This window comes from Rhizobium rhizogenes NBRC 13257, from assembly GCF_000696095.1.
Lineage (GTDB): Bacteria > Pseudomonadota > Alphaproteobacteria > Rhizobiales > Rhizobiaceae > Rhizobium > Rhizobium rhizogenes.
Genome location: NZ_BAYX01000005.1, coordinates 443,367 through 462,682, shown reverse-complemented (window position 1 = coordinate 462,682; position 19,316 = coordinate 443,367). Strand labels below are relative to the sequence as shown.

At 60.9% G+C, this 19,316-nt stretch carries 15 protein-coding genes; 3 read left to right on the top strand and 12 right to left on the bottom strand.

The window, feature by feature from the left end:
- Nucleotides 1-32: 32 nt before the first annotated feature.
- The gene (locus RRH01S_RS14070) at nucleotides 33-947 is read left to right on the top strand and encodes an alpha/beta hydrolase (protein WP_015917674.1); all 915 of its coding nucleotides are present in this window, start codon (nucleotides 33-35) and stop codon (nucleotides 945-947) included.
- Here RRH01S_RS14070 and RRH01S_RS14065 read toward each other — a convergent pair whose 3' ends face one another.
- The gene (locus RRH01S_RS14065) at nucleotides 948-2,951 is read right to left on the bottom strand and encodes a CocE/NonD family hydrolase (protein WP_034516792.1); all 2,004 of its coding nucleotides are present in this window, start codon (nucleotides 2,949-2,951) and stop codon (nucleotides 948-950) included. It lies immediately after the preceding gene.
- Between the two features lie 21 nt (nucleotides 2,952-2,972).
- Nucleotides 2,973-4,553 carry an ABC transporter substrate-binding protein gene (locus RRH01S_RS14060; protein ID WP_015917672.1) on the bottom strand — a complete coding sequence of 527 codons (1,581 nt, stop codon included), beginning with the start codon at nucleotides 4,551-4,553 and terminating at the stop codon, nucleotides 2,973-2,975.
- Nucleotides 4,554-4,674: 121 nt separating this feature from the next.
- Here RRH01S_RS14060 and RRH01S_RS14055 point away from each other — a divergent pair, with 121 nt between their 5' ends.
- Entirely contained in the window at nucleotides 4,675-5,460 is a 786-nt protein-coding gene (locus tag RRH01S_RS14055; RefSeq protein WP_015917671.1) for a helix-turn-helix domain-containing protein, read from the top strand.
- A 144-nt stretch (nucleotides 5,461-5,604) separates the two neighbouring features.
- Here RRH01S_RS14055 and RRH01S_RS14050 read toward each other — a convergent pair whose 3' ends face one another.
- The 9 genes from RRH01S_RS14050 to bcoG all read right to left on the bottom strand — a co-directional run bounded on the left by RRH01S_RS14050 (nucleotide 5,605) and on the right by bcoG (nucleotide 17,301).
- Nucleotides 5,605-7,236 carry an ABC transporter ATP-binding protein gene (locus RRH01S_RS14050; protein ID WP_034516207.1) on the bottom strand — a complete coding sequence of 544 codons (1,632 nt, stop codon included), beginning with the start codon at nucleotides 7,234-7,236 and terminating at the stop codon, nucleotides 5,605-5,607.
- Complete coding sequence (locus RRH01S_RS14045) at nucleotides 7,229-8,056, bottom strand: ABC transporter permease (protein WP_007694889.1); 828 nt, start codon at nucleotides 8,054-8,056, stop codon at nucleotides 7,229-7,231. Before RRH01S_RS14045 ends, RRH01S_RS14050 begins: the two co-directional genes overlap by 8 nt.
- Entirely contained in the window at nucleotides 8,053-9,060 is a 1,008-nt protein-coding gene (locus RRH01S_RS14040) for an ABC transporter permease (protein ID WP_007694887.1), read from the bottom strand. Before RRH01S_RS14040 ends, RRH01S_RS14045 begins: the two co-directional genes overlap by 4 nt.
- A 97-nt stretch (nucleotides 9,061-9,157) precedes the next feature.
- Nucleotides 9,158-10,747, bottom strand: a complete 1,590-nt coding sequence (locus RRH01S_RS14035) for an ABC transporter substrate-binding protein (protein ID WP_042472122.1) — start codon at nucleotides 10,745-10,747, stop codon at nucleotides 9,158-9,160.
- Nucleotides 10,748-10,876: 129 nt separating this feature from the next.
- Nucleotides 10,877-11,659, bottom strand: a complete 783-nt coding sequence (locus RRH01S_RS14030; RefSeq protein ID WP_015917668.1) for a carnitinyl-CoA dehydratase — start codon at nucleotides 11,657-11,659, stop codon at nucleotides 10,877-10,879.
- A 6-nt stretch (nucleotides 11,660-11,665) separates the two neighbouring features.
- Complete coding sequence (locus tag RRH01S_RS14025) at nucleotides 11,666-13,723, bottom strand: acetate--CoA ligase family protein (protein ID WP_042472118.1); 2,058 nt, start codon at nucleotides 13,721-13,723, stop codon at nucleotides 11,666-11,668.
- 4 nt (nucleotides 13,724-13,727) lie between these two features.
- Complete coding sequence (locus RRH01S_RS14020) at nucleotides 13,728-14,888, bottom strand: acyl-CoA dehydrogenase family protein (RefSeq protein ID WP_015917666.1); 1,161 nt, start codon at nucleotides 14,886-14,888, stop codon at nucleotides 13,728-13,730.
- Between the two features lie 12 nt (nucleotides 14,889-14,900).
- Nucleotides 14,901-16,391 (bottom strand): carnitine 3-dehydrogenase, encoded by a 1,491-nt coding sequence (locus RRH01S_RS14015; RefSeq protein WP_015917665.1) that lies wholly within the window; start codon nucleotides 16,389-16,391, stop codon nucleotides 14,901-14,903.
- A gap of 7 nt (nucleotides 16,392-16,398) precedes the next feature.
- A complete protein-coding gene (gene bcoG, locus RRH01S_RS14010; RefSeq protein ID WP_007694872.1) occupies nucleotides 16,399-17,301 on the bottom strand; it encodes a 3-dehydrocarnitine:acetyl-CoA trimethylamine transferase BcoG in 903 nt (300 codons plus the stop codon).
- A gap of 103 nt (nucleotides 17,302-17,404) precedes the next feature.
- Between bcoG and RRH01S_RS14005 the strand changes: the two genes are divergently transcribed.
- Nucleotides 17,405-18,397 carry a GlxA family transcriptional regulator gene (locus RRH01S_RS14005; RefSeq protein ID WP_034516210.1) on the top strand — a complete coding sequence of 331 codons (993 nt, stop codon included), beginning with the start codon at nucleotides 17,405-17,407 and terminating at the stop codon, nucleotides 18,395-18,397.
- Here RRH01S_RS14005 and RRH01S_RS14000 read toward each other — a convergent pair.
- On the bottom strand, nucleotides 18,372-19,247 hold the full coding sequence (locus tag RRH01S_RS14000; protein WP_015917663.1) for a LysR substrate-binding domain-containing protein: 876 nt from the start codon (nucleotides 19,245-19,247) through the stop codon (nucleotides 18,372-18,374). The two genes, RRH01S_RS14005 and RRH01S_RS14000, sit on opposite strands and share 26 nt — an antisense overlap.
- Between the last annotated feature and the right edge of the window lie 69 nt (nucleotides 19,248-19,316).

The following is a 19,316-nucleotide window of genomic DNA, read 5'->3' as shown; positions in this document are numbered from 1 at the left end:
TGCACAGTGAGCCCTTTTGTCGAGGACATTCCATGAGTTCCAGCCCGATGCCGACCGAAGCGGGTATTCTGCAATTCATGGAGATTTGCGATTCCTTCTATCCGCCGGATGCGGTGACGGCCTCCATAGAGCAGCAGCGAGCGTGGTATGATGCTCTTTGCCGCCAGTTCGATCGACCGCTGCCTGATGGCATGCATATCGAAGACAAGCTGGTGATGGGCAGGATCCCGGTCCGGCATTATCATCCGAGGACGGTCAGAACCTCGACATGCCTGCTCTATCTTCACGGCGGCGGCTTTGTGGTCGGTTCGCTCGAGAGCCATCACGCAATCTGCGCCGAGATTGCCGATCATGCGGGAGCTGAACTGATATCCGTGGACTATCGTCTTGCGCCGGAACACCGCTGGCCGGCACAGACGGATGATTGTTTTGCCGTCCTCAAGCACCTGATCGCCGAGGGGAAGACCATCGTGCTGATCGGCGATAGCGCCGGCGGTAATCTGGCGGCGGGGCTGGCTGTCCGGGCAAAGGGTGAAGGGCTTTCCGGCATTGCTGGGCAAGTCCTGATCTATCCGGCGCTTGGCGGCGATCTGGTCTCCGGTTCCTATGAAGAAATGGCCAACGCGCCGGGGCTGACGACTGCTGATGTCAATTATTATCGCAGCGTATTGCAGGCTCCGGCTGGCGACCCTGTCGCCGGGGCACTCGCCCAGTCTTCTTTCGCCGGCCTGCCGCCGACATTCATCACCGTCGCCTATTTCGACCCGCTGCGCGACGATGGCCGCAACTATGCGGCAAAGCTGGCGCAGGCAGGTGTCGAAGTTTGGTTCAGCGAGGAGCCGCAAATGTTGCATGCCTGGCTGCGCGCGCGCCACATGAGCGATGGCGCGCGCACCGGCTTCCGCGCCATATGCGACGCCGTCAGCCGGTTTGCCGGATCGAATTGATCACATCAGATCGCGGGGAATACGCTTCTCCTCGAAGACCTTCTTGAAGATCTGCGTCTCGCCTTCGAAGGCGGTGACGGAGGCGCTGATGATCCAGTCTGTCGCCGTGCAGGAAATCTTTGACGTGGATAGCGTGCGGACGAACCATCCTGGCCGCTGCATGTCGCATGTCCAGGTCGAGGTGCCGCTCATCGACAGCGGATCGTTCGGCGCGATGGACCAGACTTCGTCGCGCAACTGGCGGGTGGAGAGGCCGGTGCCCGGATGCTCGAAAAGGCCGGTATCCTCGCGGATTTCATAATGGGTCTTGTTGGCGGCGAGATCGCGCAGGACCTGGCGCTTGGTCGAACCCGGCGCGTGTTCGATATATTTCGGCAGCGGGTCGGGATTGTCAGGCTGCTTGATATCGATGACGTCGTGTTCGCCGAGCTTCGGCAGAGCGAGACCAAGCGAGGCAATGTCGATCGTCAGGCCCGGGTCTTCCGGGGATGGCAGGACCATCGGCCAGTAGGCTGTCGACAGCGACAGGTGGATGCGATGCCCCTTACGGAAACGATAGCCGCAGGCATCCAGCGTCAGCGTCACCGTGGTGGGCTCACCCTTCTGCAGGGGTTTCGGTTCGGCATTGCCGTCGCGATGGGCAAGATTGAGCACGCCGAAGGAGACACGCGTCGCTGTGCCGTCCGGATGCACGTCGACAAGCCGTGCGCAGAGATTGGCGATCTCCGCATCACAGCGCAGCGAGAGGGTGATGACCGGACGCCCGAGATAGTCATGATCGACGGTCAGCGGCGCAGTCTGGAACGTCAGCGAGCCGGCATCGTCACTTCGCTGATCGATCGCCATTTCGGCGTCCGGCTTCAGCGTGAACCATTCGCCGGAAGCCGTGCCGGTGTCGAGCGGCGAGCGCAGATAGACGGGATGCTCCGGCGCATGCGGGATCGGCATGCCTTCCATCAGCGCGCCGAATTGTTCGACATAGAAGCATTGCATCTCCGGCTGTTGCCATTCGCGCTTGGCGATCCAGAAGCCCGGATCGAAATCGCGGCGCGGTGCCGGCTTGATGGCGTCGAGAATATAGGCGCGCACCGGTGGGATGCTCTCCGCGCCATTCTGCTCTCCGCGCAGCCAGCGGTTCCACCAGGTGATCGCCTCGCCGTGAAAATCGGTGCGCGGCTTCGGCCAGGCAAAATGCGGATATTTATGCACCCACGGACCGATGAGCGCCTTCGCCTTGTCGCCAAGGCCTTCGACCGCCTTGAGCGGCGTGTTGCGATAGCCATCCGCCCAGCCGGCAATGACGAGGGAAGGCACATCGAATTCGGCGAAATTCTCGCAGATCGAGCCATGCCGCCAATAGTCGTCACGACGCTGGTGCTGCAGCCATTCCTCCATGAAGAAAGGCTCGTTCTCCAGTCGCTCCAGCCACATCTCCTTCCAGCGGTCGCCGACGATCTCGGGATCGGGCGAGCGGGACTGATATGCGAGCATGGTAGCGGCCCATGAAAGCTGCGCCGAGAGATGGCAGCCGTCCTTGTAGTGGATGTCGTCGTTATAGCGATCGACCGTGGAGGCGATCGATATGACAGCCTTCAGCGCCGGCGGCTTCAGGGCCGCGACCTGCAGGCAATTGAAGCCGCCCCATGAGATGCCCATCATGCCGACGGAGCCATTCGACCAGGGCTGTGCGGCGATCCAGGCGATCAGCTCGCAGGCATTAGCAAGCTCGAGCTCGGTATATTCGCCATCGATGATGCCGTCAGATTCGCCGGAGCCTCTTATGTCGACACGCACGCCGGCAATGCCGGCAGCTGCGAAGACCGGGTAGGTCGATTCATCCCGAGGGCTCGTTCCGTCCCGTTTGCGATAGGGCAGGAACTCGAAGACGGCGGGAACGGGATCGCTCTCCGCATTGTCCGGCATCCAGATGCGCGCTGCCAGCTGCGTGCCGTCCTTGAGGGTGATCCATTGGTTTTCGATGGTGGTAAAGCTGCGCTCAGCCATGATCATTTATCCCGAAGACGTTTAAGCATCAAACCATACACGGCTGCCGATGTAGCCGTTGGACATATCATTGCCGATGTCATCGACATATCCCTTCACCGTCTTCGAGGCGGCCATGATGTAATCGTTGAAGACCGGCAGGATCAGGCCTCCGTCATCTCGCACCATCAGAGCCAGTTGCCGATAAAGCGCTTTGCGTTTTGTCTCATCGAGTTCCGACCTTGCCTGCAGCACCATCTTGTCGAAGTCGGGGCGCTTGAAACGCGTGTCGTTCCACTCGGCGGTCGATAGATAGGAGGTGGAATAGCGCGAATCCTGTGTCGGACGGCCGCCCCAGAAAGAGGCACAGAAAGGCTGCTTGTTCCAGACGTTGGTCCAGTAGCCGTCTTCCGGTTCGCGCTTTACATCAAGTGTGATGCCGGCCTTGCGTGCACTGTCCTGGAACAGGATCGCCGCATCCACGGCGCCCGGAAAGGCTGCATCGGATGTGAGCAACTGAATTGGGCGATCGAGGCCCGATTTCTTGAAGTGGAAGGCGGCTTTGTCGGGATCATAGGGACGCTGCTCGATGTCGGTCGGCGCCAGGGCGTAGTTGGAATTGACCGGATAGTCATTGCCGATCGTTCCGTAGCCGCCCAGCACCTTATCCAGGATCGACTGTCGGTCGATGGCATATTTCAGCGCAAGCCGAAGATCGCTGTTGTCGAAAGGCGCCGTGTCGCAGTGCATCAGAAAGGAATAGAAACCCTTGCCGGCATTTCGGACAATATCGACATTCGGTGCTCGCTTCAGCATCGGGACCGTCTTCGGATCGACATTGTTGACGAAATGAACCTGACCGGAGGCAAGGGCGGCGATGCGAGCGGTGTTATCGTTGATGACGAGTATTTCCACGCTGTCGACAAAGCCGCGGTCGGAGCGCCAATCCTTCGAATTCTTCTCAAAGCTGGCGCGAACGCCGGGTTCGAAGCTTTTCAAAACGTAAGGGCCGGTGCCGACAGCTGCCGCTGGCTTTTCAACGCCACCCTTCGGCTGGATGATCAGGTGGTAGTCGGTCAGAAGGAGAGGCAGGTCCGCATTGCCCTCCGAGAGCGTCAGGACAAGGTCACCAGCCTTTTCCTCAATGCCGGTGATAGAGGCCATCAGCCCGAGAGCGCCCGACTGAGAATTTTTGTCCGCATGCCGCTTCAGAGTCGCGATGATGTCGGCGACGGTCATCTTGCTGCCGTCGTGAAACTGCACATCGTCCCGGATCTTGAAAGTCCAGACGGATGCGTCCGCCGATGGCGTCCAGGATGATGCCAGTGACGGCAAGGGCGCGCCGGTCTTGGGATCGGACTCGACAAGCGTATCGCCCCAGAGCCGACCAATGACGAACAACACGGATGCGCTGTAAGTCGCCGGATCGAGTGCGTCGCTGGTGGCACCACCCTTGAGGCCGAGCTTCAGATGGCCACCACGTTTTGTTTCCTGAGCGCGAGCGTCACGCGGCATCAAGAAGCCTGAGGTGAGGCCCGGCAAAGCGCCGAGGGCGACGGCACCGCCGAGAAAGCGACGGCGGCCGATTTTCAGATCCGAAAGTTGATCTTTTTGATGCGTCATTGCAGTTCCCTTTTTTCAATTTTGTAAGAGGGAACGTAGAGGTCGGCCACGCTCACGCAATTTCGCGACTTGACGCATTTTTACGCGAGTTTACGCTAGCGTAATCAAGACGGAGCTACCGATGCCTCACCTGGTCGAAAACCTGAAGATTGCATGTGCCACGCAGCGTTCCATTTCGCATGTATGCCGTGCAATTGATATCAATCGGCAGCAGTTCAATCGATACATCAACGGCGAAACGAGGCCGTCTGCGCATAACCTGGCGCGTATTGCCGCCTATTTTGATCTCGATGCAGCGGATTTCCTTCTCGCTCCCAAGCTTTTTCGCGTGCGGCTTCGCGGCCCGTCCGTCGGGCTCAATGAAGGTTCCGAACTTTTCAAGGCGTTTCCGGGAAATCTTCATGCCTTGAGGCGCCATATCGGCTATTTCCAGACCTATCATCGTTCGCCGTCTTGGCCGGGCATGGTCGTATGTTCGTGCAGTCGCCTTAGCGAGCAGGGTGGGTTGGTGCGCGTCAAGTCAATGGAGCGGCTTCGGGATCCTGGAAACGGCATCCAACAGTTTTCAAAATATGTGGGTTTGGCGGCGTTCTACAGGAACCGAATCTTCATTACGGAGCGTGTTATCGGTCCGAATTCCATGTTGTCGCAGACGATCCTCCTGCCATTCGACGAGCACCAGCGGGTTTATTTGCGCGGAACGACCATGGGCGTCTCCTGGCGAAAGGAAAACCTCCCCTATGCTTCACGGATGATCTGGCGGCATGTCGGCGTCGAGCCTGATCTGCGCGAACTTCTGTCGCGCTGCGGGCCGCTGCCGCTATCGTCACGGCAGCTGCCGCCGACGGTACGCTCGTTCCTCGCGGACCCATCCGCCGAAGTATATGCGGTGCCGACAGAGTATTGACGACACCGATTATCGAAACGAGGCCCTCGATCCGGACCAGCATTTGAGCTCCGAATGAAATCAGCGCACGCCTGATGCGCTGAGTCTTCTATCGGCATGAAAGCGAGCAGATACTGAACCACCGAGCCTTGAGATGCCGAGCCATCAATTTCCGGCGCTCTCCATCTTCCGCGTCGTCAGCACGCGCTCCAGCCAGCCGATCTCCATTTCCGGGACCGATTTCAAAAGCAGATCCGTGTAGTCATCGAAAGGCGGGGACAGCACCTTCGATTTTGGCCCGAAGCGCACGAGCTTGCCGCGATGCATGACCGCGACGCTGTCTGCGATGGCACGGACGATGGCAATGTCATGGGTGATGAAGATATAGGAGAGCTGGGCCTCCGCCTGCAGCCGCATAAGCAGCTTCAGGATGCCTTCGGCGACGAGCGGATCGAGCGCCGAGGTGGGCTCGTCGCAGAGGATGAGCTCCGGCTTGGCGGCAAGCGCCCGGGCGATGGCGACACGCTGCTTCTGGCCGCCCGAAAGCTCGGCCGGATAACGGTCGATGAAGCCGTTGCTCATCTCGATCTGCTCGAGCAGTTCCTTCACCCGCGCCGTCTTCGCCACGCCGCGCAGGCCATAATAAAAGGAGAGGGGACGGCCGATGATATCGCGCACGGTCTGGCGCGGGTTCATGGCGGTATCGGCCATCTGGTAGATCAGCTGGATACGCCGCAGCTCGTCACGCGAGCGGTTTTTCAGCGCAGGCGTCAGCGGTTTGCCGTCGAAGGAAATTCCGCCGTCGGTGGGCGGCAGCAAGCCGGTAATGACGCGGGCAAGCGTCGACTTGCCGGAACCGGATTCTCCGACGATCGCCAGTGTTTGGCCTTTCGGCACATGGAGAGAGACGTCGTGCAACACCTTGAAGCCATTCGAGTATTGCGCACTGACATTTTCGACCTTCAGAAGCGTGTCGGACTGATCTTTCGCCTCTTCGCGCGCCGTCTGGCGGACATTGACAAGCGCGCGGGTATAGTCTTCCCGCGGTGCCTCGATGATCTGCTGGACAGTGCCGTATTCGACCGTCTTGCCATAGCGCAGCACCATGATGTCGTCGGAGATCTGCGCGACGACGGCAAGGTCGTGGGTGATGTAGAGCGCCGCCGTATGCGTTTCCTCTATGGCATGCTTGATCGCTGCCAGCACATCGATCTGCGTCGTCACGTCGAGCGCTGTCGTCGGCTCGTCGAAGACGATCAGCTCCGGGTTGGAACAGAGCGCCATCGCCGTCATGGCGCGCTGAAGCTGGCCGCCTGAGACCTGATGCGGGAAACGGTCGCCGAAGGTCTCCGGATTGGGCAGGCCAAGCACTTGGAACAGGTAGAGTGCGCGCTTCTTCGCTTCGTCCTTCGTCATCAGTCCATGCTTGACGGAGGCTTCGATCACCTGTTCGCCGAGCTTGTGGGCGGGGTTGAAGGCAGCCGCAGCCGACTGCGCGACGTAGCAGACGCGGGCGCCGCGGATCTTGCGGATGCCCGATTTCCCCAAGGGGAGAATATCAACGCCGTCGAGCAGTACTTGGCCGCCGGTGATCTCGGCGCCGCCACGGCCATAGGCGAGTGCCGAAAGGCCGATGGTGGATTTGCCGGCGCCGGACTCGCCGATCAGGCCGAGCACCTTGCCCTTTTTCAGGTCGAAGGAGACGCGGTCGACGATGGTAACGCGCTTCGGCGGCTCGCCGGGTGGGTAGCTGGTTGCTTCGATCTTGAGATCGCGAACGGAAAGTAGCTCAGGCATCGCCACGCCCTCCCTTGAGGCTGGAGGTGCGCTTCAAGAGCCAGTCGACCACCAGATTGACACAGACTGCCAGCGCCGCAATCGCGGAGCCCGGCACGAGAGCGGCGGAAATGCCGAAGATGATGCCGTCCTTGTTATCTTTGACCATGCCGCCCCAGTCGGCCGACGGCGGCTGGATGCCGAGCCCGAGGAAGGAGAGCGTCGACAGGAAGAGGATCGAAAAGGCAAAGCGCAGGCCGAATTCCGCCAGCAAGGGCGAAAGCGTGTTCGGCAGGATCTCGCGGAAGATGATCCAGATCTTGCCTTCGCCGCGCAGCTTGGCAGCTTCGACGAATTCCATCACCGCCACATCCAGCGCCACGGCGCGGCCGAGGCGATAGACGCGGGTGGAATCGAGGATCGCCATGACCAGGATGAGCACGATCAGGTTCTGCGGCAGCACCGCCAGCACCACGAGCGCGAAGATCAGCGTCGGGATCGACATCATCAGATCGTTGAACCGCGAGAAGACCGCGTCGATCAATCCGCGCGAAACAGCGGCGGTGAAGCTAAGGATAATGCCGAGCGAGAACGAGATGATCGTTGCGGCGAGCGCTACGAACAGCGTTGTGCGGGCGCCATAGATCAGCCGCGAGAGGATGTCGCGACCGAGATTGTCGAGGCCGAAGAAATACTGCGCGTCGGCCACCTGCCAGACATTGCCGACGACTTCTGTCTCGCCATAAGGCGCGATCCAGGGAGCGAAGATGGCACAGATGAAGGCGAGCAGGATGCCTGCCATGCCGACCCAGGCGGTGATGGGGATGTCTCTCAATCTCATCGCGGATGCCTCAGTCGTGGGTTGGCAACGATCGCCAGGATATCGGCGATCATGTTGAGCAGGATGTAGACGGCGGCGAAGATCAGCCCGCAGGCCTGAACCACCGGCATGTCGCGAACGGTGACTGCATCGACCATGTACTGGCCCATGCCGGGATAGACGAAGACCACCTCGACCACGACGACGCCGACGATGAGATAGGCAAGGTTCAGTGCGACGACGTTGATGATCGGCGCCAGCGCATTGGGGGCGGCATGCTTGACGATCGAACGGAAGGCGCTGAGACCCTTCAGTTCCGCCGTTTCCATATAGGCTGACGACATCACCGAGAGGATCGCGGCCCGCGTCATACGCATCATGTGGGCGAGAACGACGAGGACTAGCGTCGCCGTCGGCAATGCGATGGCCTTCAGCCGATCGAGGAAATCCATGCCGTCATAGACGGTCGCGGGAAAGGTCGCGATTCCGAATTTCACACCGAAAAACAGAATGAGCAGATAGCCGATGAAGAACTCCGGCAACGAAATCGCCGCCAGCGAGATCACGTTGATGATCTTGTCGGGCAATCGATTTCGGAAATGCACGGCCAGCATGCCGAGCCCAACGGCGAGCGGCACGGAAATCAACGCCGCGAAGGCGGCCAGGAAGAGCGAATTGCCGAGACGCTTGCCGATCTGCTCGCTGACGGAATTTTTGCTGGCCCAGGAGGTGCCAAAATCGCCATGAACGGCGTTGCCGAGCCATTCGACATAGCGTGTCGTGATCGGCCGGTTGAGACCGAGATCGGCGCGGATGTTGGCGACCGCCTGTGGCGTCGCCGACTGGCCGAGATAGGTCGTCGCGAAATCGCCCGGCAAAGCTTCAAGGCCGCCGAAGATCAGGATCGAGACGGCAAAAAGCAGGACGAGGCTGAGCACGCAGCGCTCGACGATAAGGGACAATAGCGGGAAACGCTGTTTGAACCTCAAGCCGGGCAGCACCGTGCTGGGTGGTGGATTGGACATGATGGGTGCCTCGCGCAGAAACGTCAGGAGGACCGCGGAGGGGTTCCGCGATCCCGGTTCCGTTAGAGATGAGGGCGTTTCCGCCCAGCTTCGAGCATCAGGCGTCCAGCCAGACGCGGGTCGCGACGTAGCCGTTCGACATATCGTTGCCGATATCGTGGACGTAGCCCTTCACCTGCTTGGTGGAGGCGTTCACGAAGTCGTTGAACATCGGCAGGATAACGCCGCCTTCGTCGCGCACCATCATCGCCATGGAGCGATACATCTCCTTGCGCTTGGTCTCGTCCAGTTCCGAGCGGGCTTGCAGAAGAAGCTTGTCGAAGTCCGGGCGCAGGAAGCGGGTGTCGTTCCAGTCGGCGGTCGAGATATAGGCGGTGGAATACATCTGGTCCTGTGTCGGGCGGCCGCCCCAATAGGAGGTGGAGAAGGGCTGGACGTTCCAGACATTGGTCCAGTAGCCGTCGCCCGGCTCGCGCTTGACCTCGATGTTGATACCGGCCTTCTTGCAGCTTTCCTGGTAAAGGACAGCGGCGTCGACGGCGCCCGGGAAGGCGACTTCCGAGGTACGCAGCAGGACGGAGCCGCTGTGGCCGGACTTCTTGTAGTGGAAGGAAGCCTTGGCGGGATCGTAAGCGCGCTGCTCGATGCCTTCCGGGAAGAGAGCGTAAGTGCTGTTGATCGGGAAGTCGTTGCCGACCTTGCCGTAGCCGCCAAGGATCTTCTTGACCATGGTCTCGCGGTCCATGGCGTATTTCAGCGCCAGACGCAGGTCGTTATTGTCGAACGGCGCCGTGTTGCAATGCATGATGAACACGTAATGCCCGCGGCCGGCGGTCGCCAGGATTTCGACATTCGGCGCGCGCTTCAGCAGGTCGACGGTCTTCGGGTCGACGCGGTTGATGTAATGCACCTGGCCCGACGACAGCGCGGCGATACGTGCCGTCGCATCGTTCATGCCAATGATTTCGATAGAGTCGACATAGCCGCGATCCTTGCGCCAGTCGTCCTTGTTCTTCTCCAGTGTGGCGCGCACGCCGGCCTCAAAGGTGACGAGCTTGTAGGGGCCGGTGCCGATCGAGGCGAAGGGGTCGTCGTTGCCGCCGTTCGGCTGGATGACGAGATGATAGTCAGTCAGGAGCAACGGCATGTCGGCGTTGCCTTCGGTCAGCGTCAGGACGAGGTTGTCGCCATCGGCCTTGATTTCCTTGATCGACTTCATGACGCCGAGGGCGCCCGATTCCGACTTGCTGTCGGTATGGCGCTTCAGGGTAGCGACGACGTCGTCGATCGTCAGGTCCTTGCCATTGTGGAATTTCACGCCCTTGCGGATCTTGAAGGTCCAGGTGACGGCGTCCTTCGATGGCTCCCAGGATTCGGCAAGCGACGGCACGGCGGCGCCGGTGAGCGGGTCGGATTCGACCAGCATGTCGCCCCAGCAACGGCCGATACAGAACATGAACTGCGACAGGAATTTTGCCGGATCCTTGCTGTCGGTGGCGGCACCGCCTTCAAGGCCGAGTTTCAGATGGCCGCCATGCTTCGGCTCTGCCGCCATCGCGCTTTCGGTGAAAAGCGCGTCGGCAAGGGCCAATGTCATGCCGGCTGCCATGGCGCGTCCCATGAATTCGCGGCGGCTGAGCCCACCCGAGGTCACGCGGCTTGCGAGGTGTTTCGTATAATCGCTCATTCCCCAGTTCCTTCTTTTTGATGTGTTGATAGAATTCTCGGGCTGGGCTTCGAGAAGCGGTTTCCTCTTCCGCTTGAAGCTTGGTTGCCCGCGATCATGCAGGAAAATCACACGGTTGCTACCGTTTTCTCATTTTCCTTTCCAGATTGGGGCTCGCTTTTCCGCGAAAGCCCTTGCGCCTTCCAACTGGTCCTCGCTCGAATAGAGGGCATCGACGGTCGCAAACTGCCTTTTGGTGATTTTGTTCATGGCAGTTTGAAAGGTCGTTCCCTCGGCTTCGCGGACGATTTCCTTGATGGCGGCGTAGACGAGCGGCGGGCCGCTTTCTAAAAGGCGGGCGAGCTCCCATGCCCGATCCATCAACTTGTCCGCAGCGACGATCTCGTTGACGAAGCCCCAGCGATGCGCCTCGACGACATCGAGCCAGCGGCCGGTCAGGAGCATGTCCATTGCAATGTGATAGGGGATGCGCTTCGGCAATTTGATTGATGCGGCATCCGCGACCGTTCCCGAGCGGATTTCCGGAAGGGCGAAGGTTGCGTGTTCGACGGCGATGATCAGGTCGGTGGAAAGGGCGATCTCCAGACCGCCGCCGAAACAGATGCCATTGACGGCGCAGATCACCGGCTTGTTGAGATCGCGAAGTTCCTGCAGGCCGCCGAAACCGCCGACGCCATAGTCACCATCGACCGCATCGCCGGCAGCGGCGGCCTTCAAATCCCAACCGGCCGAAAAGAATTTTTCGCCCGCACCGGATATGATCGCCACGCGCAGTTCGGGGTCGTCGCGAAAGTCGCGGAAGATTACGCCCATCTCACGGCTGGTCGCAAGGTCGATGGCGTTCGCCTTCGGCCGGTCGATAATGACCTCCAGAATACCGTTGTCGCGTCGAACACGAATGGGGCTGTGCAACTTCCGCTACCTCCTTCGCCGGATGAGGGCGTCTGCGGCAACGACGCCACGATTGCCTGGCAAAACCATCAACGGATTAATGTCTAGTTCTTCGAGCCGCGCGGCGTGTTTTACGACATATTCTGCCGTTGATACGACGGCATCGACAACTAAATCGAGGTTGCCTCTCGCGCCGCCGCGATACCCTTCGATCAGTTTTCTGACTTTCAGTCGTGAAATGGCCTCCAGAACGTCCATTCTCGTCACTGGAAGAGCCAAAATGACGGAATCTTCAAGCAATTCAACCAGGATTCCCCCCGCACCGACCGTCAAAGCCAGTCCGAGGGCGGGGTCACGCACGGCTCCGACGATCAGCTCGACGACGGGACGTTCAATCATCCGCTCGATCAGGTAACCGGAGGCGACATGCGCCATTCCGTGAGCAGCGTTTCGTACAGCCTCCATATCCCTAAGGTTGAGAACGACAGCGCCGGCCTCCGACTTATGTTCGACGCCCAACGCTTTCAGGGCGACGGGAAAGCCGAGGCGTTCTGCCTGTTCTGCGGCCTCACCCGGACTGGCTGCTGTCGCTCCGACGGGAACGGTAAGTCCAAAGGCGGCTAGCTCCGCCTTGGCGACCGCCTCGTTCAAGGTTTCGATCTCGCCTCCGGCCAAGGCAGCATCGAGCAGTGGCAGCGGTGGCGGAGCGCGCCATGCCGCCTCGATCCGGCTCGCAATTTCGGCCGCTGCAATGGTTTCGCTGATGCCGCAAAGGGGCACGATGCCGTCTTCGATCAGCTGCAAGGCAACGGTTTCGGGCATGTTTTCCGGTAGTGTCGCGAGAACCCCGGCGCGGGCACCAGTCTGTTTCGCGGCCGCAGAGATGGCGGCAACCGTCGTCATCCAGTCCGCGCCATCGCAGCGATCGTTCCGCGGGAAATCGAGGACAATGAGATTGAGCGCGTAGCCGCCTTCGAACATGGCGGTGAAGGCTTCCGTCTGACGATCGAGATCGCCCCAGACGAAGGTGTGATAGTCGAGCGGATTCGAGAGGGTGACCATCTCGCCGAGGCTGCGCCGCAAGGCGGGCAGTTGCTCCGGCTTCAGGGCGCGGAAATCCACGGCCCGGCCGGTGGCGGCATCGGCCATCAGCGAAGCCTCGCCGCCGGAGCAGCTCATGGACGAGATCGCATTGCTTGTCAGTGGGCCGGTGACATGCAGTAGCTTCAGCGTTTCGATCATTTCCGGCAGCGTAGCGACGCGGCCGATGCCGAGACGGGCGAGAACCGCATCGGCGACGGCGTCGCTGCCGGCAAGCGAGGCCGTATGGGAAACGGCGGCGCGCTGTGCCTGTTCGGACTTGCCGACTTTCAGCGCGACAACGGGCTTGCGCAATTCACCGGCGCGCGTGGCAAGTTTTTGCAGGGCCTGGACGCTGCCGAAGCCTTCGATGTGCAGGCCGATCGCCGTGACGCGCGGGTCCTCGAGGACGGCGAGAGCCAAATCCGATAGTCCGATCTGTGCCTGATTGCCGGCCGTCATCAGATAGGCGAGCGGCAGGCCGCGCTGTTGCATGCTGAGATTGATGGCGATGTTGGAGGATTGCGTGAGAATGGCGACGCCGCTTTCCACACGTACCATTCCATGCTGGTCGGGCCAGAGCAGGGCGCCGTCCAGCCCATTGATCACGCCATAGCAGTTCGGCCCGACAATCGGCGTGTCACCGGCCGCGTTGACCAAGGCTTCCTGCAGCTTGATACCATCAGCCAGTTCGGCAACTGCTTCGCTGAAGCCCGAGGCATAGCAGACGGCACCACCGGCGCCTCTGGCGGAAAGCGCGCGGACGATATCGACGGTCAGCAGCCGGTTGACGCCGACGAAGGCGGCATCCGGGGCTAACGGCAGTTCTTCCACCGATCGATAGCAACGGCGGCCGAGCACGCTTTCCAGCGTCGGGTGCACCGGCCAGATGTCGCCGGAAAATCCCATCCGGTCGCATTGTTCGATGACCCGGCGCGCCTCGCGACCACCGAAGACGGCGATTGTTTGCGGTCTGATCAGGCGGTCGAGCGAGCGCTGTGTCATCCGGTCAGGCCCCGAATGGCCGCAGCAGATCGCGGCTGATGATATGCCGCTGGATTTCCGAGGTTCCGTCCCAGATGCGCTCGACGCGCGCATCGCGCCAGAAGCGGGCAAGCGGCAGATCGTCCATCAGTCCCATGCCGCCGAAGATCTGGATCGCTTCGTCGGTGACGCGGGCCAGCATTTCCGAGGCATAAAGTTTGGCCGAGGCAACCTCGCGATTGGCGGAAAGGCCCGCGTCGAGTCGCCAGGCGGCAGACAACGTCAACAGGTCGGCGGCGTCGATCTCGGTGATCATTTCGGCAAGCTTGAATGATACGCCCTGATTAGCGCCGATCGGCCGGCCGAACTGCTTGCGCTCCGCCGCATAGGGCAGGGCCAGATCGAAGACACGACGAGCCCGTCCGACGCAGGTGGCCGCGACCGTCAGGCGCGTGCCGTACAACCATTCATTGGCGATATCGAAGCCGCGATGCACGTCGCCGAGCACTTGGGATTTGGGAAGGCGGCAATCCGTGAAATTCAGAACGGAGTTGTGGTAGCCGCGATGGGATAGTGATTCATAGCCTTTGAGGATCTCGAAGCCTGGCGTGCCGCGATCGACCAGAAAGGCCGTGATCTTCTTCTTGATGCCCTTCGGCGTCTCTTCCTCGCCGGTGGCCGCAAAGACAATAACGAAATCAGCGACATCGGCGTGCGAGATGAAGTGCTTGGTGCCGTTGAGAACGAAATCGCTGCCATCCTGCCGCGCAGCACATTTCATGCCGCGCATGTCCGAGCCGGCATCGGGCTCGGTAATGGCCAGCGCGTCGACCTTTTCGCCGCGCACGGCCGGCAGCAGATATTTCTCGCGCTGCTCGCCTTCGCAGGCCATCAGAATTCCGGAGGGGCGGCCGAAGAAGACGGTCAGCGCCATCGAACCGCGGCCGAGTTCGCGCTCGACGAGGGTAAAGGTAGTGTGGTCGAGCCCTGCGCCGCCGACCTCTTCGGGAAAATTGCAGGCATAGAAGCCGAGATCGATGCATTTGCGCCGGATTTCCTCTCCGAGCTCCGGCGGCACGATGCCGGTGCGATCAACCTCGTTCTCATGCGGATAGATTTCCGTCTCGACGAAGTCACGGACTGTCTTGACGATCATTTCCTGTTCTTCGTTGAGCCCGAAATTCATTTTCGCTTCCTCCTAGCGCTTTTGTCCGACATGGCGCCCAATACCGTCCGGCAGGGGCAGTTTCGCATGCGCCTCGGCGATCAGCCTTATTTTGCTCAGCACCTCCTCCGGCGCGGGAGCGGCTTTGCCTGCCTTGGCATCGACATGCAGCAGCATGTGTTCGGCGGTGGCAACAACGTCGCCCGTCGCCGTGTCGTGGACCGTGTGGAACAGATGCAGCCGCTTCTCATCGGCGGACAGGAGCTGGCAGGTCGAATGGATTGCCTGGCCGAGCTTGGCTTCGCCGATGTGACGGATATGGGTTTCGACCGTGTAGTAGCTGTGGCCACGCTCGACATAGTCAAAGTCGACGCCGATGAGGCGCAGCAGCGCATCGGAGGTATCGCCGAACACCTGCAGATAGCGATGCTCAGTCATGTGGCCGTTGTAGTCGACCCAGGCGGGGCTGACCTTGGTTTCGATGAGACGCAGCGGTCTTGCGAGGTCGTAGAGTTTTCTTTCGCCCCCGCCGGTTGCCCAAAGATTTTGCTCGAAATCCTTGAGGAGCTTGCCGGCGCCCCAGCCCTTGCCGCCATGGCTGCCCTTCAATGTCTGGAGGATGCCAACGAGATTTTCATCGCGAATACGCTCCAGTTCACGGATCGACAGGCCGGCGGCCTGCTCGTCTGACTGCTGGCCGATCTTTTCGACCAGCGCGTCGTCGAGGTCGACGACATCCATCAGCTTCGTCCAGTTCCATTGCAGTGCCGGGCCGAACTGCGCCAGGAAGTGCCGCATACCCGCTTCGCCGCCGGCGATACGGTAGGTCTGGAATAGGCCCATTTGCGCCCATCGCAGGCCGAAGGAATAGCGGATGACATCATCCAGCGTTTCGACGGTGCAGATGTCGTCCTTGATCAGCCATAGCGCCTCGCGCCACAGGGCTTCCAGCAGACGATCGCCGACGAAAGCTTCGATCTCCTTGGCGATATGGACGCCCTTCATGCCGATCGGCGGCAGCCGGTCCATGGCCGCCTGGATTGTTTCCTTCGATGTCTTCTCTCCGCCGACGATTTCGACCAGCGGCAGCAGATAGACCGGATTATAGGGATGGGCCACGAAGAGGCGTTCGGGATGACGCATGTCGCGCTGTAGATCGGTCGGCAAGAGGCCGGAGGTGGAGGAGCCGATCAGCGCGTCGGGCCTTGCCGCCGTGTCGATCTGCGTCAGCACCTTGCGCTTGAGGTCAAGCCGCTCGGGAACGCTCTCCTGGATCCAGTCTGCGCCGGCGACGGCTTCTTCCAGCGTCTCGCGGAAGGTGAGCTTGCCGCGGGCGGGAAGCGGCGCGCCGGTCAGCATCGCATAGGCGTTTTCGGCATTCGCCAGCACTTCCCCGACGATGCGTGTCGCTTCGGGATGCGGGTCGAAGACATCGACATCGATGCCGGCCAAAAGAAAGCGGGCGATCCATCCGCCGCCGATGACGCCGCCGCCGATACAGGCTGCCTTGTTGATCTTGGTCATTTCGGCCTCAGCGCTTCGTCAGTTTCAGTTTCTTGCGGACATCTTCAGGGCCGATGATGCGCGCGCCCATGCCTTCGATGACCTGCACAGCCTTTTCGACGAGCTGGGCATTGGTCGCAAGTAGGCCCTTTCCGGCATAAAGATTGTCTTCAAGGCCAACGCGGACATTGCCACCGGCAAGGACGGCAGCGGCCGGATAGGCCATGGCATTGCGACCGATGGAAAAGGCCGAGAAGGTCCAGCTCGATGGAACGTTATTGACCATCGCCATAAAGGTGTTGAGGTCATCGGGCGCCCCCCAGGGGATGCCCATGCAGAGCTGGATGAGGACCGGATCCTCAATAAGACCCTCCTCGGCAAGCTGTTTGGCAAACCAGAGATGACCGGTATCGAAGGCTTCGATTTCGGGGCGGACACCGAGATCGGTCATTTTCTTCGCCATGGCCCGCAACATCGAGGGCGTGTTGGTCATCACATAGTCGCCGAGACTAAAGTTCATCGTGCCGCAATCGAGCGTGCAGATTTCCGGCAGGCATTCGGCGACATGGCTGACGCGCTCCGTTGCGCCAGCCATGTCGGTGCCCCTGGCGTTCAACGGCAGGGGGCTTTCTACATCCCCGAAGATCAGATCGCCGCCCATGCCGGCGGTCAGGTTGAGCACCACATCGACATCGGCCGAACGGATGCGGTCGGTCACTTCCCTGTAGAGATCGTTGCGGCGGCTGGCCGCACCTGTCTCGGGATCGCGGACATGGCAATGGACGACGGCGGCGCCGGCTTTGGCGGCATCGATCGCGGATTCCGCGATCTGCTTGGGAGTGATCGGAACGTGGCTGGATTTCGAAACGGTGTCGCCGGAACCGGTGACGGCGCAGGTGATGAAGACATCGCGGTTCATCGCAAGAGGCATTTTTGTTCTCCCTCGTATTGAGGGCATTACGCTGCAAGCGATGGCTTCATGCTTTGCATTTTCAGAAGCAAACGATACATTATCAGAAACACGAGAAATGCCCATGTTCACGCCATCCGATACGCCGCTCGACATCGACCTGCTGATCCTGCCGGAAACGAACCTGATCCTGATCGCCTCGGTGATCGAACCCTTGCGCGGTGCTAACCGCATCTCCGGCAGCGAACTCTATCGCTGGCGGCTGTTTACGTTGGGCGGTTCGCCGGTCGAGACGACCAGCCTCATCCCGATACCGGCATCGGGCAGCTTCCGGCCGTCAAGCGACACTGCGCCGCTCTTTGTGCTGGCGAGCTACAATTGGCGGCGCAGCGCCACGCAGGCGCTGAAGATGCAATTGTCGCAGACGGCACGTTATCGCTCGATGATCGCCGGCATTGAGTCCGGTAGTTGGCTGCTGGCCGAGGCGAGCCTTCTCGACAATGTGTCGGCGGCTGTCCATTGGGAGGATTCGGAGGATTTCGCGCTGGCCTATCCGCAGGTGCGCGCCGTCAAGGACCGTTTCGTCATCGACGGCAAGCGCATCACCACGGCCGGCTCGATGCCGACGATCGACCTGATGCTGGAAATCATCAGGCGGCGGCAAGGCTATTCGCTGGCGCTCGAAGTCAGCCGCCTTTTCATCTACGAGCCATCGAGCGTCTATGGCGCGGTTGAGCTTTCGCCGTCGACCGCCGGCTTGCGTCTGCGCGATCCGCGCGTCGCCCAGGCCGTGCGGCTGATGGAGGATAATATCGAGCAGCCGCTGGTCCTGACGCGCCTGGCGCGGCGCATCGGGGTTAGCGCCCGTCATCTCCAGGCTCTGTTTCAGGACGACTTCGGCGCGCCGCCGCATGTGCATTACCTGGCTCTCCGGCTCAACGCGGCGCGGCGCAAGGTGATCGAGACGAAGGAGTCGTTTGCGGAGATCGCCGCGGCGACCGGCTTCAATTCGGCTTCGGCCTTTTCCCGCAGCTATCGTGCCAGTTTCTCGGAAAGTCCGTCGGGTACGCGGCGGCGCTTGCGCGGGCGCTCTACGGCTGCAATAGCGCCGACATAGGCTGGAAAGCTTCGCGCACCATCTCCGCCAGCTCCCGGATCGCCTCGCTCGAATGATAGGGGTTGCGGCGAAGCACGACGCGAGAGGAATCGACCGGCGGAAATCCATCGTCGCTGGTCAGTTCCCGGCAGCCATGCGGAATGTTGCTTCGCGAGAGCGTCGTGACGGCAAGGCCGGCGGAAACGGCATTCTTCAGGCCGGAACTTGTATCGGCGACGAAGGCGATGCGGTAGCGCCGCCCCTGCTGCTCCAAGGACCGCAAGGCAAAGTCACGGCACCACGTCGAGTCGCGATAGATCGCGATGGGCAGCGGCACCGCCTCGTGCAGCCGGTGCACCAGCGATGTCACCCAGACCGTCGGGTCGATGCAGAGCACCTCGCCGGTGGTCTGATCGCTCCAGTCGAAGACGACGGCGAGATCGAGCTCGTCCTTCTCCAGAGCGGCGAGATTGTGTTTAGTATAGTCGCAGGTAACGGTGACTTCGACGGCAGGGTGCCGAATAGCGAAGGCAGCAAGCGCTGCCGGTAGCACGGTCTGGCTGTATTCCTCCGGAATGCCGATCCGGACGGGGCCGTCCAGTGGCTTGGTGCGGATGGTGGCTGCCGCCTCGGTCAGCAGGTCGATCACGCGTTGTGCATAGGGAAGCAACTGATTGCCGGCCCGGGTCAGTGCAACGCCACGCGCGCTTCTGTCGAACAATGCTTTACCAACGATTTCCTCAAGGCGCTTGATCTGCGCACTGACGGCCGATTGCGTGCGGCCGATACGCTGGGCGGCAGCGGAAAAATTCGACGTCTCGGTGATGACGAGAAACGTCCGGAGCAAATCGCTTTCGATGGGTTCGCGCATGATGGCTCACAAATTTTTCTGATGGCTGCTATCTCTACTATTCGTTTGTCTGATGTCAAATATCGGCGC

Excerpts from the sequence above, each read along its gene's own strand:
- RRH01S_RS14020 (WP_015917666.1), bottom strand. The coding sequence starts at position 14,888 with ATGAATTTCGGGCTCAACGAAGAACAGGAAATGATCGTCAAGACAGTC.
- RRH01S_RS14035 (WP_042472122.1), bottom strand. The coding sequence starts at position 10,747 with ATGAGCGATTATACGAAACACCTCGCAAGCCGCGTGACCTCGGGTGGG.
- RRH01S_RS14050 (WP_034516207.1), bottom strand. The coding sequence starts at position 7,236 with ATGCCTGAGCTACTTTCCGTTCGCGATCTCAAGATCGAAGCAACCAGC.
- RRH01S_RS14040 (WP_007694887.1), bottom strand. The coding sequence starts at position 9,060 with ATGTCCAATCCACCACCCAGCACGGTGCTGCCCGGCTTGAGGTTCAAA.
- RRH01S_RS14045 (WP_007694889.1), bottom strand. The coding sequence starts at position 8,056 with ATGAGATTGAGAGACATCCCCATCACCGCCTGGGTCGGCATGGCAGGC.
- RRH01S_RS14025 (WP_042472118.1), bottom strand. The coding sequence starts at position 13,723 with ATGACACAGCGCTCGCTCGACCGCCTGATCAGACCGCAAACAATCGCC.
- bcoG (WP_007694872.1), bottom strand. The coding sequence starts at position 17,301 with ATGCCTCTTGCGATGAACCGCGATGTCTTCATCACCTGCGCCGTCACC.
- RRH01S_RS14005 (WP_034516210.1), top strand. The coding sequence starts at position 17,405 with ATGTTCACGCCATCCGATACGCCGCTCGACATCGACCTGCTGATCCTG.
- RRH01S_RS14000 (WP_015917663.1), bottom strand. The coding sequence starts at position 19,247 with ATGCGCGAACCCATCGAAAGCGATTTGCTCCGGACGTTTCTCGTCATC.
- RRH01S_RS14060 (WP_015917672.1), bottom strand. The coding sequence starts at position 4,553 with ATGACGCATCAAAAAGATCAACTTTCGGATCTGAAAATCGGCCGCCGT.
- RRH01S_RS14055 (WP_015917671.1), top strand. The coding sequence starts at position 4,675 with ATGCCTCACCTGGTCGAAAACCTGAAGATTGCATGTGCCACGCAGCGT.
- RRH01S_RS14070 (WP_015917674.1), top strand. The coding sequence starts at position 33 with ATGAGTTCCAGCCCGATGCCGACCGAAGCGGGTATTCTGCAATTCATG.
- RRH01S_RS14015 (WP_015917665.1), bottom strand. The coding sequence starts at position 16,391 with ATGACCAAGATCAACAAGGCAGCCTGTATCGGCGGCGGCGTCATCGGC.
- RRH01S_RS14065 (WP_034516792.1), bottom strand. The coding sequence starts at position 2,951 with ATGGCTGAGCGCAGCTTTACCACCATCGAAAACCAATGGATCACCCTC.